Here is an 18,172-nt window from a genome sequence, read left to right as displayed (position 1 = left end):
CAAATACTGTAATGGAGCAAAACCTGTGAGCAATTTTACTCAAATATTCAAGTCCAAAGATAAATCATCAATGCAGTTGCGTGTAGAGGAATCCGTCGCGGCGGTAGCACTTGTCGCAGCGGAGGCAAATTACCCTGATGTGAGTGCCGATATCTTGATAAGCAGAATTTGGGATTCAGAAATATTTGCTGAATACTCGGAGGATGATATGTCAGCAACTCTTCAAAAACTCGCGGGTATTCTTGCCAAAGACGGTTTAGGAGGATTATTTAATACGGCTTGTGAATCACTCCCAAATGAGTTGGTGTTGGATACTTTTACGATTACCGCAGCAATGTTTGTCGCAGATGGCGAAGTGTCTCAGAAGCATCGGGCTTTTCTCAAGGAATTTCAAGAAGTATTAGGTGTAGGCGATAAGGAAGCTAAGGAAATTATTGAGGATGTAATTGCTGGATACTCGGAACTAAAACTCGAAAATTACGATATCGAGACAGATGAGGCGTTGTATTTTTCTGCTCTAGGCAATTTTGTGGTTTCGATTCCTGTTGAGAGGCAACGAGGCGGTAAAATTGAGGATGACAAAAGCTTTGTTGCTTTTTCTGACGATTTTGGTGTTTTGCTGAAAATTGATTATTTCCCGCTTTCTGGTGATGTGAAAAAATTAATCGAATCAGCGGGGGAATGGGCTTATCTTACTTTGTTTCTTAACAAGTTTATTGATGACACGGTTCTGGCTAAATTTGCTAATTCTCAGTTACTCTACAGTGAATATTTAGAAGAGGAAAATGCTTATTTTGTAGTGACAGATTTGCCTGGGAGTGCTAATGTCAGCGTACCACAAAATGACGGTCAACTTACTTTGATGGATGCTTACCGGGGATTTATGGCTTTGATCGTTGACGATTTTTGCTACACGGTGAGTTGTCAGCGAATTTATGAGAAGCAGGAGGAATTGGGTTCTATTGAGTCGGAGGTTGAGGATCTTATGAATAAGATTTTTGATTTTATTCAGACGATCCAATTCTCTGGGGAGCAATAAACACTACTTTTAGCTTCTGCGATCCAATCTTATAGTTGTCAATTGAGGGGACAGGATATTAAAGCAGTTAACAGCCCTATGATACGGTGACGATTATTTTAGCGGGGTGCTAGATATTATATCAAATCCTCTCTTCATCGGAATTGTAAATTCACTGTTGACTGTTGGCTGCTGGCTGTTAACCGTTAACCGTTAACATCATGTATGAGTGCAGCCGAAATTAATATTAGAGGTTGTTGGAATAAAATAGTGCGATCGAGAACAGGCTTTTTAGTCGGTTCTCGATCGCACTTCCAGAGTCAGTCAACCCCAGTCGGAAGACAGCAGCAATTCGCCGCCATTTTCGATTAATTAGTCGTTTGAGCTTCCTGCAATCGCTGCTTGAGTTCTTCCAGAGCGCTCGCCCAGCGTGGATCTGGCTGCACCGAGCCAGAATCAGCGCTCGACACTGTGGTTGTGGACTGATTGCGGCGAGACTTGTTGTTGTCACTCCGACGGCGATTGCTTTTACTAGAACCCCCTCCACCTTGAGTTGGGGGAGCCGAGCGCTGCTGTTGCTGCGGCGCAGGCACCGGCATCGCTGTTGATGCGGATGCCAACTGCGGTGAAGCAGGCGACGATGACTGCTGCTGATCTTCTTCGCCCTTCTCCGATTTACCCTTAGAGCGGGGAAGTGCCTTCTCTATTTTTAGCGGGTTTTCTTTGAACATCAAGCCGTTATATTTCTCAATAACTTGGTCGGCTTGTTCGTCGGTTAGCACCGTCACAAAACCAAATCCTCTACATTTACCTGTTTTGCGGTCTGTAATTACCTTTGTGGTAACAGATTCGCCCTCGGGTGCAAAAACTTCTTGCAATTCTTGGCGATCGAGTTCCTTGGGTAGGTTGCCAACATAAAGACGAATAGACATGAAAAATTCCTCCAGAATAGGATTCTAATTAATTTGCTCGAACCGAATTACCTGCTGTCAACTGAATGTTGACTTCAGGGAAAGACCGCATAACCGCATAATTTGCACATTCCTCCCACCAACCTTGACAGATTCTCCCACCTTTTAGAAAAAAAAGGTGATTTATTCTGATCGGGCCGGAACTTAACCGCCGATGCAGAGAGCCTTGAAATCTCAGGTTGTTGTGTAAACTTTTAGTCATCACTCAAATGTTGAGGCTATTGGCTATTCTGTATTTCTTGCTTGCGGTTTTGATTCAGAATGTTTGTAGCCAGAGCCGTGTAGAAATTTATGTCCAAGGATGTCATTTCAAGCGATCGGAATGCCAGTATTCAGTTTAATACAGTGATGGATAAAATTGCTAACATTTTTTGGCCCAGTAATCTTACCTCGCTCCTCATCTCGCTCTTAATCCTAAAAACTGCTCGCTTACCCGGTCTCCCTTAAATCGGGCTCGGCAGCATCCGACCATTCTTTAAAGGTATCACAACCTGCGTGACAGAGCTAGCTATTTAGGTATATTTCAGGCGAATTTGATGAAAACAACAATCAGAATCATTTTTCTGAATTCATCGCCCACAGCAAAATTGCCAGTCTAAAAAAACAGCCGACAAGCGGCTGGCTAAACTTGCTGTGTTGGGAGGTTGACAATTTTGACGCAATACCTTAGCGGTTTTAGCCCACTGAAGTTATTGCGATTTTTGTTTTATCCAATTTATATAAACAAATGTAACAGGATGTCATTTAAAAAGCAACTTTTCTTTACGAAGGAAGAGGGAAGTTCGGCAACGAGCAATGTACGGGATGTAACGGATGTAACGGATGTAACGGATGTAAGTCCGTCGGAAGACGGAAGAGGGAAGAGCATTATATATCTTGCAAAAGTCAAATTCACCCCCCGCAAGTCCCCCCTCCTGCGGGGGGAAACAAGAATAATCTTGCCCCCTACCCGCGAGTTCGGGGAGGGTTGGGGTGGGGTGAACTGTATTTTTGCAAGAGTTCTATTGGTTTGTAGTGCGGACTGAAGTCCGTACTACGAACCTTTTGTGCAATCTCAAATGCCAAATTCCCTCATCTTCCGCCTTGGATAATAATGTATGCGCCCCAACAAGCAGCAGCAAAAGCCAAAATCGCAGACCAAATCGGATGTCCGCTGTTACTGACTAGGCTGCCTTGACTGCGGAGGGTTTCGAGGTCGATCGCCACATTAGCACCCCGGCGCAGCCAACCAGTCGCCACAACTGGTTTTCCGATCAAATCGCTGGGGCGAGTAGGTTGCGGCAACAAAGAACCACAGGGCCCAAACCTCGAAACATAGTGCAACCTCACCAAACCAGTCGCCGTTTGCAAAATCAAATCCTGTCCCAGCCAATTTTCTATACCAGTCCTACCCAAAAGCTGCCCGGAAAGCTGCACTGGTTGAGCATCTACGGGCAAAACATCGGGATTTGACAAAATTTCGGGTAAACTGGGCGAAGCGGTTTCTCGTGGCGTAATGTCGGGGAAAAAATAATTGATCCGCATCAAAGTACCGATGCTAAATCCGATCGGCAAACAGCCCCAAAAGATCGATCGATCGCCCAAAAGCCAATCCAGACGCCAAATACTCGTCTGCGAAAAAATCCAGCCAATCAGCCAAAGCAGCGCCACCAAGGCCAAACTCATGGGAATTCCAAAAAACGGCGCGCCCTGTAAAAATAGTTTTGAGTCTTTAAATTCGAGTATTGATTTAAACAGAGACAATTTTCGTTTCTTCGGTGATTCCAGCGACAGACTCGCCAAATCTAACTCTGTCTCGATTTTCCAGAATTGCGCGTAAAGTTCCAATAGCTTCAAACGCTCTCCCAGCAAAGGATGCGTGCTGTTGACCGTCAGCCAGACGCGATCGGGATTGGTGACATCCCACAGCAAAATCTGTGACAGCGGCGCGCGCAAGGCTGCAGATCCAATGGTTGCAGCTTGTCCGACTCCCACGGGTAACAACAAATCGAAACTTTCCAGAAAAAAGCTAGTTTGTTTTTGCTGTTCGATATTTGCAGCAATGCCGATCGCCATTTTACCAAGCGCCCGCGTCAAACCGTTAGGATTGCCCGTAATTTCTGCAGCGGTGCGATCGCTAAAATACACCCGGCGGCGCGACAGCCATAACATCGGCCAGCGCAACAACTTATAAATCCCGTAACTAATAGCAGAAATTGCAGCGGCCAAATTTCTCACAGCAAAACGCAAAAACTCGATCGTCATTAAATCGCACAACCTCTCACTCCAGTATGCCGCCTGCCAATAAATCAAGTAAGGAATCTGAATCACCAGCAGCGCCAGCGACATCGGCGCAAAATCCCAGTGAGAAATGTGGCTTAATTCCCGCGCAAAAATAGTCGCAATTTCATCATCCGTCAACTGTTCCAACAGCCCCTTACTCACAGCAATCCGAGCAAAACGGGGCAAACAGCCGTAACTGAAAGCCACAGGAACATTCAGCGGCAAGAGTTTCAGTACAGGGGTTGGCATATTTTGCTTGGTACAAAAACTGCGGAGTACGCGGCTAGCTTCCTTGCTGTGCTTGGATAAAACTGAGCCGCGCAGGGTTTCGATGCCGCAAAATAGTTTTAGCAGCGCGTCTGTCAGCCAGGGAGATGAGGCCAAAAGCAATCCAAAAACTATCTGCACAAAGGGAGTTGGATCGCGGTAAAAAAGTTGGATCGGCGCGAAAATAGGCAGTCTTGTAAATATGTAAAACTGAAGCAATAGAAAATTAGCGTTTGTCAGCAGCAATTGCAGGACAAATCGGGCGAGGAAAAATAGGGCGATCGCGCTTACAGCAGCCCCAATCCAAAAATTCAGCAATTTTAGCGGTTTCAGGGGCTGCGGGTTTTTTGTGCGCCCTGCTTCGCGCCAAGTCAGTTGGTAAGTCTCTGTGCTTGGGAGTTCGATATTTTTTGCGGAACCGGAACTGTTTTCGCTGCTAGTTTCTGCATCGGTTGCGGTTTCTGTGGGGGCGGTAGATGGTGGGCGATCGCCCTCTTTTGAGGTGGGGCGAATCGGTGGTTTGGGGGGTGGAGGTGGCGGTGAAATATGTGTGGAGTTGGTGGTTTTTGGCGCGACAGTCGCTTCTAAGGGTGAAAATCCGGTTTTTTGGTCTGCGGTTGGTCGTAGCGAAGCGGGGCGTAAGCCATCGCCCTCAAGCGTATTTTCTGCCGATTTTGTGCCGTCATCAAAGGCGACAAAGCCTGTTTTGGGGGGAGTTTCTGGTGGTTTTGGAGGGCGGGGCGGGGTTAGTTCTTTTAAAGTGCGATCGGCCCAAGTTTTGACTTGAGAGTTAGGACTTTTGGCGAGAGAAGAGCACAGGGCGATCGCCTTTTTGACATTACCGGTTGCTTTGTACGCCGCGACTAACCCCATCTGCGCGCGGATTCCCGACGGCCCATTAGCTGCGGTTTGGGTAACGGATTCTAAAAGGGCGATCGCGCTTTGGTAATCTTTTTGTTTCAAAGCAGCTAACCCAGCCTCTAGAGACTGTTTCAGAGATGAATCCGCCGAATTTGGATTGTGTGGAGATGCCATGACTGTGCTTGCGATCGCGTCTTGTCTAAGATAACCTCACCCGAAGGCACTTCGGCAACTATAGCCCCATACCCTTGAATTAACATTTGCAATAAACTTCAGCTAACAACAGACCTTTTATACTCATTCATCAGATATCCTAAAATTATCTGCGTTCATCAGTGTTTATCTGCCTTAAATCTGCCGTTGCAATATTAATCCATAAACCACCACACCCGAACAACCATGCCAATTGACGACGAAGACTTTGAAAGCGAATCGATCGCGGGCGATCGCCAACTGCAACTGTTCACAGACAGACACGAATTTACCCGCCGATTTGCCTTTTATTTAAACGAAGACCCGCCCCGCGAACAAATTTTGTATTTTTTCGGGGATGGAGGCAACGGCAAGTCACTGCTGCTAAAACACTTGGAATTTCACTGCTGCAAAATATTTCCGTCGCAGGATTGGCAGCGATTGCGCGAAATCCCAGAATCACAAGCCGCCGAAGTTGCTAATTTTGTCCGCAATGCCGCCCCGAAAACCTACACTCCCATCCCCGCAGTCAGACACGATTTCGGATTAATTCCTATCAAAGAAGATAAACCCCAAGATAGATTTTATGGCTTGCTAATGCTGCGCCGAAATATCGCAGAAGCCACCAAGAAACACAAATTTAAATTTCCCAAGTATGATTTTGCTTGCTTTTGGTATTTGTTGAACAAAGGCGAGTCTGACGCAACTCTCAGCCAACTTTTCCCCGATGATGTAATTCAATTGGTGACACCTGCTATTGAAACTTTTGCAGGATTTCCGGTGGTGGCGCAAGCAGTAGCCGTGATTAAAGGCATAGTTAAATTGAGCGGGATTAAGGGAGTGATGAAATTAATTCAACAGCGCCTGGGTGTCAGCGACGAAACGGCGGATCAAATTCGCCGTAAAGATATTGATACTGAATTAATGGACTGTTTGCCGAAATTATTAGCCGGGGACTTGAATGCGGCAATGGCTGGCAAAAATAAGCCAGAACGCCTCGTGATGCTGTTCGATACTCACGAGAAAATGTGGGAGGAAAAACGTAATTCTCAAGGCGCAACTTTTTGGTATCAAGATGAGTGGTTTCGGCGGTTGTTGAGGGCATTGGATTACAAATTGGGAATTGTGGTTGTGGTGGCGGGGCGAGATTGTCCTGTCACACAACTGCGGTGGCCGAATGCGTCAAAGTTTCCGATTCCTGCAGATTATATAGATGCACAATTGGTGTGGCATTTGTCTCCCGCCGATGCTAGGGATTACTTGCACAAAGTGGAGATTTACAAGGCAGATTTGGCAGATGCTGTCATTAAATATGCCAGCGTCAATCCCGATGAGAGTTGGGATAATTTGCAGGTACATCCGTTTTATTTGGGTTTGTGCGCGGATGCGGTGCTGGCAGAAAGAAGGCGGGGTATTGAGTTGCTGGCGTCGGATTTTGCGCGGATTCCGAAGTTGGAAAATAAGACTGCGGAGTTAACGGATCGGTTGCTGACTTATGTGGATCGCGAAGTGCGATCGGCCGTGCATTCGCTGAGTGCTTGCCGCGCTTTTGATGAGGATTTGTACGTGAAATTAGGAACTGGTTGTCACTTCCAGGCAAGCAGTGCAAATTTTGAGATGTTGACTGGCTTTTCCTTTGTTTGGGAATCCCAAAAGCGGGGGAATAATTGGTATCGGATTCACGATTTGTTGCGCCGCTTGGATGCCGATCGGGATAATCCGAAAACTCGCAGGGCTCATGAGGTTTTAGAGGGGCATTATCGGGAAGTGGGGGATGCGGGTGAGGCAATTTTTCATGCTAATCGCTTGGATTGGCAGCGGGGTGTAGAAGAATGGAAAGAGGTGTTTGATGAAGCTTTGGACAAGAGTCGCTATAAGGAATGCGAGGCGCTGCTGGAAGTTAGAGATGAGTTGTGGATTAAAAGTGATTATTGGCTTGGTAGAGTTTCGCGATCGGAGGGAAATTACTATGCTCGGTTGGCTCGATATGTAGAGGCAAGACAGGAATATTTAGAGGCAGTTGCAGCCTGTAATTCTGCTTTACTTATTGCACCGGATGATATCAATGCTCTCAACAACAAAGGGAATGTGCTGCAAAGTTTGGGTGATTTGCAAGCAAAGCTAAGTGAATTTGAGGCGGCAAAACAGTCTTACTTTGAGGCAATCGCAGCCTATAATTCTGCTTTACTTATTGTACCAGATGATATCGAGGTTTTCAAGAACAAAGGGATTGCGCTGAAATGTCTGGGTAATTTACAGGCAAAGCTAAGTGAATTTGAGGCGGCAAAACAGTCTTACTCAGAGGCAATCGCAGCCTATAATTCTGCTTTACTTATTGCACCGGATTATATCAATGCTCTCAACAACAAAGGGAATGCGCTGCGACGTTTGGGTGATTTGCAAGTAGGGCTAAGTGCATTTGAGGGTGCAAAACATTCTTACTTTGATGCGATCGCTGCCTTGAATTCTGCTTTACTGATTGCACCGGATGCTATCTGTGTTCTCAACAACAAAGGGAATGCGCTGCGAGGTCTGGGTGAATTACAAGCACAGCTAAGTGAATTTGAGGCGGCAAAACATTCTTACTTTGAGGCGATCGCTGCCTGTAATTCTTCTTTACTTATTGCACCGGATGATATCTGTGCTCTCAACAACAAAGGGAAGGCGCTGTTAAGTCTGGGTGATTTGCAAGCACAGCTAAGTGAATTTGAGGCGGCAAAACATTCTTACTTTGAGGCGATCGCTGCCTTGAATTCTGTTTTTCTTATTGCACCGGATGATATCGGTGTTCTCACCAACAAAGGGAATGTGCTGCGATGTCTGGGTGAATTGCAAGCACAGCTAAGTGAATTTGAGGCGGCAAAACAGTCTTACTTTGAGGTAAGCGCTGCCTTGAATTCTGTTTTACTTATTGCACCGGATGATATCGCTGCTCTCACCAACAAAGGGAATGCGCTGCGATGTCTGGGTGATTTGCAAGAAAAATTATCTAAGAGACAGGAAGCACTTAAGAATTGGCAAGAGGCGCTGGAAATGTTTAATCGTTCGTTAGCCATTGCTCCTAACCGCGATTCTGTTCGCAATAGGCGCGATTCGCTACAAGAATTTATCGATAATTTGGGTGAGAATACTGTCAGCATTTAGCTTGATGGGAAGGAGTGAATCCGACAAATAAACCGGGTTTTTTCCCAAATTTACGAAGCACAACCAAGTATTCTCGAAAAAACCCGGTTTCTGGCCCTATGCGTAAGTCCTAAATTTGCTAAAATAGACCCAGAAAATATCAAAATATCAAAAATATGAACGAATCCCAAATACCCCAAATAGCTTGGCTGCCCTTAAGCCGAGAAGCGCACAAACTATCAGTTACCGACAGATTAGCTCTAGTCAATGCGATTTTTGAGTCCATCAGACGGGAACTCAGACCCCCACAATCCCTACCAGATAACTTCCTCGAGCCCATGACGGGGCTACCAAAAACTGATGCACCACTCCCAAAAAATACCGAAGTTAAAATTAGATTGCGGGGCGATCGCAAAGGTGCGGCCAAGCGACTCAGAGGGTTAGCAAAAACTGATATGCCACCTCCAACAGATGCCGAAGTTGCAACCATGTTAGAAGAACGTTTGGTGGAGAAGTACCTAAAATGAAGGTATTAGTAGACACCAACACTATCCTGGATAGTTTGCTAGAACTAGAACCGTTTGTAGAGGATGCTGATGCTTTATTTGAGGCGATCGCTCCTTATTTAAAAAAGCAGTTTCTGAAGCCAACGCACCTAGTACAATACTGCTGGATACTCTACCCATCTTGAAAATTAAAACCGAGTCCTATGCAACCAAAGCCTAACCTTAACCTATACTCATTATTGGGGCATCTCCCCTGGCTGAAAAAAAGCTACACTGCCAAAATTATGGTGGTTGCTTTTTTAGGCACGCACGTTCCTTTGCTAACCTTAATGGTCTGGTTTCTTACCTCAAACGCTTACTCTCTAGAGACATCAATCCGGGTTCTGCTGATTGCTCTGCTGGCGACATTAGCGGGTACGGGAGCAACGCTTTATACGCTACGCCACCTCCTGGTTCCGGTAATCTTAACCTCGGAGGCTCTACAAAACTACCTCGATACAAGAACATTGCCGAACTTACCGACAGAGTTTACTGATGAAGTCGGTACGCTGATGGCAAATTCCTCACAAACGCTTTACAAACTAGATGAATTGATTAATTACATTACCCACTACGATGAACTGACTGGATTGCCAAATCGTGACTTATTCTGCGATCGCCTGAATCAAACCCGATCTCAAAATCACTCACCTTTGGTCGCATTGCTGGTATTGGGTATTGATGATTTCCCAGGGATGCGCCATGCGTTGGAGCCTGAGATATGCGACTTACTAATTAGAGCCGTTTCCCAACGGGTGGTAGAGTGCATCAATGGGTCAGATGTCTTGGCGCGTTTGGGTGACGGTGAGTTTGCGATCGCTCGCAGCGAACTCCCCTCGCTGGAGAGTGTGGTCAAGCTATCCCAACTGCTGCTGAGTACGCTGATCAAACCTTTCTATATCAAGGGCAACCCGATCCACATCACCGCCAGTCTTGGCATTACATTGAACCATCTAGAAAATACGAATTCTGTAGAGAAACTTCTTCAGCAAGCCGACTTCGCACTTCATCAGGCAAAGCAGCAAGGGCGGAGTCACTATCAGTTTTATTCACCCGAAATTAACGTTCAGTTACAGGAGCGACTGGCCCTAGAAAATAGCCTGCGCGGAGCGCTGGAGCGTAACGAACTACTGGTTTACTATCAACCGCTGATCGACCTGCACGGCGGACGGGTGACAGCAACGGAGGCGCTGGTTCGCTGGCAGCATTCTACAGAGGGTTTGGTCTCTCCGGTAAAATTTATTCCGATCGCCGAAGCCAATGGCGATATCGTGCCAATTGGTGAATGGATCTTGCGAACGGCTTGCGCTCAAAACCGCCGCTGGCAACTGGCTGGGCTGCCAGCCCTGCGGATTTCGGTGAATCTGTCGGCTCGACAATTTGAGCAAACGAATCTGGTTGAGATGGTTCGCCAAATTTTGGCCGAGACGGAACTCGAAGCTGCGTATTTAGAACTGGAAGTGACTGAAAGTGCCTTGATGACTGATATTGAGCGATCGGTCACAACCTTAACGCAACTGCGAGAACTTGGCGTGTCCCTCGCCCTAGACGACTTTGGCACAGGTTATTCTTCCCTCAACTACCTGCAACGGTTTCCGGTTAATATGCTCAAGATCGATCGATCCTTTGTCAAAGATGTACTGTCTAACCCGAACAGCGCCACCATTACTGATGCGATCATTGCTCTGGCAAAAAGTCTGCGGTTAACGATCACCGCAGAAGGCATTGAAACCAAGGAGCAGCTTGACTACCTGCAAGCCCGAGGCTGCGATGAAGGTCAAGGGTTTTACTTCAGTCGCCCTGCTAACGCTGATACAATCACCAAACTGCTAAAGGACTCGCTTCAGTCTGATGCAGAATCTATCGCTCTTACCACAGACTTTTAAGCTAAACCACTAAAGCGCTCTTGTTTTTAGATTCCCGACTTCTCCAAGAAGTCGGGAATCTCGATATGCTGTTTTTTACTCGTTAACAAAAACAGAAGATGTAAGCTGACTTTGACTTACACCCTGCACGATGCCCAAATAATTACTACCAGACTTAATCGCCGTAGAAGCGACGCTTGCGCCTCCATCCAACTGCAAACTCACAGCTTCAAAAGTCAAGTTGGCAAATCCGATACCGTCAGTCAAACCAATCTTATCCTCTGCCCCAAAATCGGTAATCACATCCGCACTAATTAAAGCAGCCGCAGCAGACAAACCTCCTGCCAATACAAACGTATCATTACCAGCGCCGCCCGTCAGAACATCTTGCCCGCGATCGCCCGCCAACAAATCGGATCCGTTACCGCCAATCAAAATATCATCTTCTTTCCCACCGCGAATAGTATCATTGCCGTCAGATCCGATCAGTCGATCGTTATCGTTATTACCGCTGATAAAATCATTACCAGCACCGCCATCAATTGAATCCGAATCTTTGCCACCCCATAAACTATCATTGCCGCCAGCGCCGTTAATTGTATCAGCACCTTGCATTCCATTAATGTTATCAACACCCTCTCCACCAGTGAGATTATCTTTACCAGAAAGAGCAAAAATTGGCAATCCCGCAGCATTTGCCGGTATTTGAGTATCGGCACTATCTGATAAGAAATAATTGCCGTCGCTGGCTGTATTCTTTGGCCCTGCTGTCGGGCTGCCCTCCCCTGTAGCATTCGGTATTGGCGAATTAATTACTACTAATGTGTTGGGAGTTGGTGTCGGAGTTGGTGCGGGAGTTGGTGTCGGAGTTGGTGTCGGAGTTGGTGTCGGAGTTGGTGCGGGTGTCGGAGTTGGTGCGGGATTGACGCTACCGTCAAGAGAAGTCGCAAAAACTTGTGTCCAATAGTGATTCCAGTTTTCTGTGCCAGTATCGTTGGCTAAGAAATAGTAGCCGATTCCTATTTCTTTGAGATTGGGGTTGAGAATGTTAGTCCGGTGGCCCGTGCTGTTCATCCACGATGATACAACTTGTTCGGGTGTAGAAGAACCCGCAGCGATGTTTTCTGCCGCCGCCCTGAATTGATAGCCCGTTGCAGTAATCCGACTTCCCATTGAAGAACCATCTTTTCCGGTATGGGAAAAAAAGTCTTGCAGTGCCATGTTTTCGCTCTGAGTTTGCGCCGCACTCAGTAACTGAGTATTTAAAGTTAGGGGGGAAAAACCTAATTTGCTGCGTTCTGCGTTGGTAAGTTCTAAAACTTTATAAATAAAGTCTTGATTAGTTGTGGGTTGGGAAATTTGAGAGACCGATCGCTCTCCTGTTACAATGTCTGCAGACTGAGAACCGAAATTTTGTGGTTCGAGCATGGGTATGATTAAAAATTTTAAGACTTGGTGAGTGTTGGTAGATGGCTTACCGTCTTAATGATAGTTTCCCGATTATTAGTTGGCGGCCTACAATTCAAGCATTGTGTTAATCTCTGCCGCTGCTGTATGTATTTTGATTATAGCTGTTGTGAAAGTGCAAATGTCAAGAGTTTGGCTGTAGTTTTGTTGATAATTAGTCCGATCGCCCTTTGCATCAATACAAATGGTAGGATTTGAGATTAACAGGTAGCGACAGTTGCAGGGGCGGCGAATCGGGGGCAAAAAACCCGGTTTCTGGGAGTTTTGCATTCGGTTACGAAACATTTCAAAAAAAACCGGGTTTCTGAGTTCGGCGTGTGAATCGCGCGCGGGAGAAACCCGGTTTCTGGGAATTTTGCATCCGGTTACGAAACATTTCAAAAAAAACCGGATTTTTGAGGCAACAAGTGCGATCGCCCTTGCTAAGTTTTTACTAGAATCATCACAAAAAATTGTAAATTATACCATTTTTCTCAAGATGTGCCAATGAAGTCTTAGCCCTCCGATGCTTTGGGCGATTGGGGGCGTAATATCTAGCGCTACTTTATGAAATTGGTATTAATATCGTTTCCGGTTGCATCGGAATAATAAAATCTAGTCAACAGTTAACAGTCAACGGTGAACAGTCAACAGTCAACAGTCAACAGTCAACAATCACCTGACGGTGCAACCGGAATTGATATAATTCAAAATCCCCAACTCAAAACTCACAATTTCAAACTATTTTCCTGTCCGATTTTAGCCTCCTGAGCAACTTGCTCAACCTCATCTTTGGCGAGAATTTCCAAAGCTGCGGCAGCTTCGGTACCGCCCAACCGCCCCAAAGCTTGAGCGACTCTGTAACGAATTTGCCAATCTTCATTACCAGCGTAGGGAAGCAGCAGCGGCACCGCGCGTTTATCTCCCAATTCTCCTAATGCACTGATGGCTATAGTTTGGATCAATTCGTTTTCAGAAGCTATGGCATTTTCTAACATGGGAAATGCTTTGGGATCTCCCATTTCTCCCAAAGCTGCGACGATACTCAGTTGCACCAGCCATTCAGACGTACTGCTATAAACTTGCTCCAAATCTTCTAAAGCAGAGGTTAATTTCAAAGCGCCCAAAGCATCGGCTGCTGCTGCTTGCACGTCGGGTTCGGGGTCGTTGTGCAAGCTGTTAAGCAGTACCTCTAAAGCGTTCGGCAGATTCTGCGTGCCGAGGGTTGACATTTGGCTCACACCAGCGTATCTAACGCGGACATTTTTGTCGCCGATCGCAATTTGAATCAACTTATAGGCGATCGCAGGTTCTAATTCTCGCAGTTGGTTGACACCTCGCAGCCTTTCGCCAAAATCCTCGGAATTCAACAATTGTTCGACAGACTCAGGGGTAATACTCATGGAATTTTTAAATTGGGAAAAAGGTAATTGGGAAGAAGGTAATTGGGAAAAAGGTAATTGCCAAAAGCGAAGGAGATTGAAGGAAAGATCGACTTATTTTTTGATACAATCCTTCAACGAAAACAATTAATTAAGATTCGGCAGCCATCGACCGGATAATATCTCCCCTAGTGAGGATGCCGATTACTTTGCCTTCTGTATCAACTACCGGCAATCGGTGAATGCTGCGATCGTGCATTAGTTTTGCAGCTTCTGCGACAGATTCGTCGGGCTTGATGGTAACTGGATCTTTACTCATCGCTTCTCCTACTGTTTGTCCTAAAGCCTTGTGCAGTTCTCGCTCGTAACGCGAGGGATTTTCTAGATAAATCACGCTGTCGAGTACCATGATGTAAGCGGGCGGAGTTACGCCGGTTTCCCGCCACATCAAGTCGGTTTCGGAGATGACTCCTACCAACAAGTCATTCTCATCTACGACGGGAAGACCGCTAATACGTCGATCGGCTAAGATTTTAATCGCTTCGTTCAAAGGCATTTCGGGACGCGCTAAAATCGGCTCGCGGCTCATCACATCGGCTACTGTTTTGGGCATGATTGGCGGTTGATTGACTTTTTGCTCTAAATCCGATCATATAGGGAAACCGTGACACAGGCCCAAGAAAGGCAGCGAAGCCGAAGAGATTTGTTACCAACTAGCAGCACCCAAAAAGTTTGAATGCCAGAATTTGAAAGCTTTTTTTCGATCGCCCTCACGAATTCTGCAGTTTGTCTAGAAGCACGCGGGCGATCGACCCCACAAGATTGTTAAGATATATTAAAGAGCCGATAAATCCTTACCGATGCCAGAATCTCCAGCCCCAGCACCAGAATCCCAACCAGAAGAGCGCTGTGTATTAATTTGTCAGTATCAATCTTGCCTCAAAAATGGTTCAGCAGAAGTGCTCGCTGCCTTTGAAGCCCAACCCGTTGCAGGAGTGATAGTTAAAGCTTGTAGCTGTCAGGGACAGTGCAACACAGGCCCGACTGTGCGAGTCACCCCAGACGAAACTTGGTATTGTCGAGTTAAACCGAGTGATGTACAGTCGATCGTGGAAGAGCACCTCAAAGGCGGAAAACCTGTAGAAGCGCTGTTCAATCCGAGAATTCATATGCGTTATTATTATTAAAATTGAATTGATGGAAGTGCCAATTCCCAGCTCTCGCGCATCTAATTTTAATAGTTATTACAGCAGATTGCAAGTTTATGAAGTACACCGAGCGATCCCCGTAGGGACACGGCATTGCCGTGTCCCTACAAGGGCTAATTTGAATAGTTATTGTTATGGAAATTGCGCTTTGAAAATCAAAGGAATTGCAGTTAGTTTGTTAGTCCTAGTTCTGGGGCGTTCGCCGCAGGCGATCGCGCAAACGTCGGCGGTTGCTGGGGATATTTGTCCTGGGGAATTGGGGGCGCAAGTAGATGCGATCGCCAATCGTCCCGAATTTAGCCGATCGCGCTGGGGGATTTTGATTCAACCCCTATCTTCTACCGCGACTCTCTACAGCCGCGACGCAACCAAATATTTCATTCCGGCATCAAATGTCAAGCTGCTAACTACAGCCGCTGCTTTGCAAAAACTCGGTGCCGATTTTCGGATTAAGACATCGGTTTACAGCGGCGAAAATGGGAGTTTGTACGTTGCCGGTAGGGGAGATCCGAGCATTGCTGAGCCTCAGTTGAAATCCTTGGCGCAGCAGTTGAAGCAGCGGGGAATTAGTCAAGTAAACGAGTTGATTGGCGATGACAGCTATTTTCAAGGCAGTGCAGTCAATCGCAATTGGGAATGGGAAGACGCGCAAGCTGGCTATGGCGCGCCGGTTAACAGTTTAATTTTCAATCAAAACGCGGTCGAGCTTGTTTTGTCCCCGCAGAATCTCGGACAACCTCTAAAAGTTACTTTTGCCGAACCAAAGTTAGCCAATCAGTGGCAAATTCAGAACAATTCAGTCACAGTCGCCCCCAACGAATCTGAGTTTCTTGAAGTTGGCAGGGAGTTCGATCGCCCCGCAATTCGAGTTAGCGGACAGTTGAAAGTTGGTGCAGAATCTGAATCAAGTTATGTTGCAGTTGTCAATCCCGCCAATAATTTTTTACAAAATTTTCAACAAGTCTTGACGGCGGAGGGAATTCCGGTTAAACAAGTTTTAGTTGCCTCTGTTGCTCGCAATTTGAACCAAGAATTAGCAGCAGTTGAATCGCCGCCGCTGGCCGAATTGGTGAAGGAAACTAATCGGGAAAGTAACAATCTTTATGCAGAGGTTTTATTGAGATTGTTGGGAAAATTCACAGTCAAGATGTCTCTGCCACAAGAAGATACTAATGAAACTGGTTTGAAGGAGTTAAAAACAGCTTTAACTCAATTAGGCGTAAATCCCAACAGCTACATATTAGCCGACGGTTCGGGACTTTCCCGACACAATTTGATTAGTCCCGAAGCCTTGGTGCAAACTTTGAGATTGATGGCTAATTCACCTGCTGCGTCTGTCTACCGCGCGTCGTTGCCGATCGCAGGCGAGAATGGTACTTTAAAAAATAGATTTAATTATACATCAAGCCGCGTCAATTTGCAAGCAAAAACTGGAACTTTGAGCGGAGTTTCGGCGCTGTCGGGATATATCGAAGTTCCAAGTTACGAGCCGCTGGTGTTTAGCATCATCGTCAATCAATCTGACTTGCCATCTTCAAAATTGCGATCGGCAACTGACGAAATTGTGCTATTATTGAATCGCCTCCGCCGCTGTTAAAACTACAAATTTCAATCGCTCAATTTGAAATAAGTAGTTACACCTAAAAAACCAGAGACTCCAAAACGCTACAAGTTTTAAGTTTAATTAGATTCCAGCAGCGGGGATCGAAAAGCAGCTAGAATAAAAGCAGAAACATTAAAACCATTCGGTCGTTTCAGCCGACTAAGTAAGTAATGGCAAAAAAACAATAGTACCTTGTAGGGCGGGCGCGAGTTAAGAATCACGAGATACAAGCGAGAAAATCGAGGCAAAACCCGCCCGACACATCTAATGTTTATTTGTACTCACCTGCTAGCAGTCGGCGGGTTCCGTACTTCCCGAAACATAAGTCTAACTTTTAATTTATGCAGTCTTTAGATTCCGAACAGCAACACATCTTTGTCGAAACCAACAACATCCGCTTGCACTGCGTTTCCCAAGGAGAAGGCGAGCTCGTTGTGCTCTTGCACGGGTTTCCAGAGTTTTGGTACTCTTGGCGACATCAAATTCCTGCCTTAGCTCGTCATTTCAAGGTTGTGGTGCCGGATTTGCGGGGCTACAACGATTCCGACAAGCCGGCCAGCGGTTATGATTTGGATACGCTGAGTGCTGATATTCGCGGTTTGATCGATCGCCTCGGCTATAAAAAAGCTCACATTGTGGGTCACGATTGCGGCGGTGCGATCGCGTGGCATTTAGCTCAAAAATTCCCCGAAAAACTCAACCGCTTAGCAATTTTAAACGCTCCGCACCCGCAGCGATTAGTGCAGGAAATGGCAAGCAATTTAGACCAACTCCGGCGCAGTTGGCACATTTTAGCTTTCCAAGTTCCCGGCATCCCCGAATGGTTGATCCGGCAAAATTTGAAAGATTTTGTGCAAAATATTTTTCAGGGTCAAGCTATTCGCAAAGGAGCTTTTAGCGCTGAGGAAACTAAGATTTATCAGACTGCTTTAGAAAAGCCGGGAGTGTTAGCTGCGGCGATGAATTATTACCAGCAAATGTTTCACCCGCAGCGGCTTTGGCATTGGGGACAGAAATTAGAACCGGTGACAGTGCCTACTTTGGTGCTTTGGGGAGAAGAAGATGCGTTTTTAAGCCACACACTGGTAGAAGGTTTAGATCGGTTAATTACAGCTCCGTTTAAGTTGAAATTAATCCCTAATTGCGGTCACTGGGTTCAGCAGGAAGCGCCGCAAACGGTGAATCGAGAATTGCTGAATTTTTTAAGAAATTCTTCTCGTCCTTTGGCTTTGGCCTAGGTGGTTTGAGAGCGATCGCTCGGAATGCGAGTCCTCTAATTTTTATGAGGATTAAAGTGCGTATAGGGTGCGTCATATCAATTCCGGTTGCACTCATACATGATGTTAACTGTTAACAGTCAACAGTCAACAGTCAACAGTCAACAGTGAATTTACTATTCCGATGAAGATAGGATTTGATATGACGCACC

The 18,172-nt window shown here is 46.1% G+C and carries 14 protein-coding genes; 9 read left to right on the top strand and 5 right to left on the bottom strand.

From position 1 onward, the window contains the following. Window positions 1-25: 25 nt before the first annotated feature. Both QT998_RS06535 and QT998_RS06530 read left to right on the top strand, forming a co-directional pair. Entirely contained in the window at window positions 26-1,039 is a 1,014-nt protein-coding gene (locus tag QT998_RS06535) for a tellurite resistance TerB family protein (protein WP_333114775.1), read from the top strand. 204 nt (window positions 1,040-1,243) lie between these two features. Continuing rightward, window positions 1,244-1,390 (top strand): hypothetical protein, encoded by a 147-nt coding sequence (locus QT998_RS06530; protein ID WP_333088960.1) that lies wholly within the window; start codon window positions 1,244-1,246, stop codon window positions 1,388-1,390. On the opposite strand, the gene QT998_RS06525 is transcribed toward QT998_RS06530, so the two are convergent. After that, window positions 1,387-1,950, bottom strand: a complete 564-nt coding sequence (locus QT998_RS06525) for an RNA recognition motif domain-containing protein (protein WP_333088961.1) — start codon at window positions 1,948-1,950, stop codon at window positions 1,387-1,389. The genes QT998_RS06530 and QT998_RS06525 overlap by 4 nt on opposite strands. Window positions 1,951-3,060: 1,110 nt before the next feature. Continuing rightward, window positions 3,061-5,553, bottom strand: a complete 2,493-nt coding sequence (locus QT998_RS06520) for a zinc metalloprotease HtpX (RefSeq protein ID WP_333114773.1) — start codon at window positions 5,551-5,553, stop codon at window positions 3,061-3,063. A 225-nt stretch (window positions 5,554-5,778) separates the two neighbouring features. Between QT998_RS06520 and QT998_RS06515 the strand changes: the two genes are divergently transcribed. The 4 genes from QT998_RS06515 (at window position 5,779) to QT998_RS06500 (ending at window position 11,125) form a co-directional block, all read left to right on the top strand. Further along, entirely contained in the window at window positions 5,779-8,715 is a 2,937-nt protein-coding gene (locus QT998_RS06515) for a tetratricopeptide repeat protein (protein ID WP_333114771.1), read from the top strand. 155 nt (window positions 8,716-8,870) lie between these two features. Further along, window positions 8,871-9,221 carry a hypothetical protein gene (locus QT998_RS06510; protein ID WP_333114769.1) on the top strand — a complete coding sequence of 117 codons (351 nt, stop codon included), beginning with the start codon at window positions 8,871-8,873 and terminating at the stop codon, window positions 9,219-9,221. Continuing rightward, window positions 9,218-9,385 (top strand): hypothetical protein, encoded by a 168-nt coding sequence (locus QT998_RS06505; protein ID WP_333088966.1) that lies wholly within the window; start codon window positions 9,218-9,220, stop codon window positions 9,383-9,385. The genes QT998_RS06510 and QT998_RS06505 overlap by 4 nt, the downstream gene beginning before the upstream one ends. Window positions 9,386-9,484: 99 nt before the next feature. Further along, complete coding sequence (locus QT998_RS06500; protein WP_333114767.1) at window positions 9,485-11,125, top strand: putative bifunctional diguanylate cyclase/phosphodiesterase; 1,641 nt, start codon at window positions 9,485-9,487, stop codon at window positions 11,123-11,125. A 75-nt stretch (window positions 11,126-11,200) separates the two neighbouring features. Here the strand turns inward: QT998_RS06500 and QT998_RS06495 are convergent, their stop codons facing one another. From QT998_RS06495 to QT998_RS06485, 3 genes are all read right to left on the bottom strand, one after another. Then, entirely contained in the window at window positions 11,201-12,532 is a 1,332-nt protein-coding gene (locus QT998_RS06495; protein WP_333114765.1) for a CAP domain-containing protein, read from the bottom strand. Window positions 12,533-13,278: 746 nt separating this feature from the next. Then, window positions 13,279-13,953, bottom strand: a complete 675-nt coding sequence (gene nblB, locus QT998_RS06490; RefSeq protein WP_333088969.1) for a phycobilisome degradation protein NblB — start codon at window positions 13,951-13,953, stop codon at window positions 13,279-13,281. Between the two features lie 130 nt (window positions 13,954-14,083). Continuing rightward, window positions 14,084-14,545, bottom strand: a complete 462-nt coding sequence (locus QT998_RS06485) for a CBS domain-containing protein (protein WP_194013033.1) — start codon at window positions 14,543-14,545, stop codon at window positions 14,084-14,086. 247 nt (window positions 14,546-14,792) lie between these two features. Between QT998_RS06485 and QT998_RS06480 the strand changes: the two genes are divergently transcribed. From QT998_RS06480 to QT998_RS06470, 3 genes are all read left to right on the top strand, one after another. Then, window positions 14,793-15,119: a (2Fe-2S) ferredoxin domain-containing protein gene (locus QT998_RS06480; protein WP_333088971.1), complete on the top strand. Its 327-nt coding sequence runs from the start codon at window positions 14,793-14,795 to the stop codon at window positions 15,117-15,119. 175 nt (window positions 15,120-15,294) lie between these two features. Then, a complete protein-coding gene (gene dacB, locus QT998_RS06475; protein ID WP_442921942.1) occupies window positions 15,295-16,737 on the top strand; it encodes a D-alanyl-D-alanine carboxypeptidase/D-alanyl-D-alanine endopeptidase in 1,443 nt (480 codons plus the stop codon). 347 nt (window positions 16,738-17,084) lie between these two features. Beyond that, window positions 17,085-17,981, top strand: a complete 897-nt coding sequence (locus QT998_RS06470; protein WP_194013030.1) for an alpha/beta fold hydrolase — start codon at window positions 17,085-17,087, stop codon at window positions 17,979-17,981. Window positions 17,982-18,172 lie beyond the last annotated feature (191 nt).

Origin of the sequence: Microcoleus sp. S1D4 (genome assembly GCF_036700765.1) — a bacterium.
Taxonomy (GTDB): Bacteria; Cyanobacteriota; Cyanobacteriia; order Cyanobacteriales; family Microcoleaceae; genus Microcoleus.
This window is presented reverse-complemented; position numbering and strand designations above follow the sequence as displayed.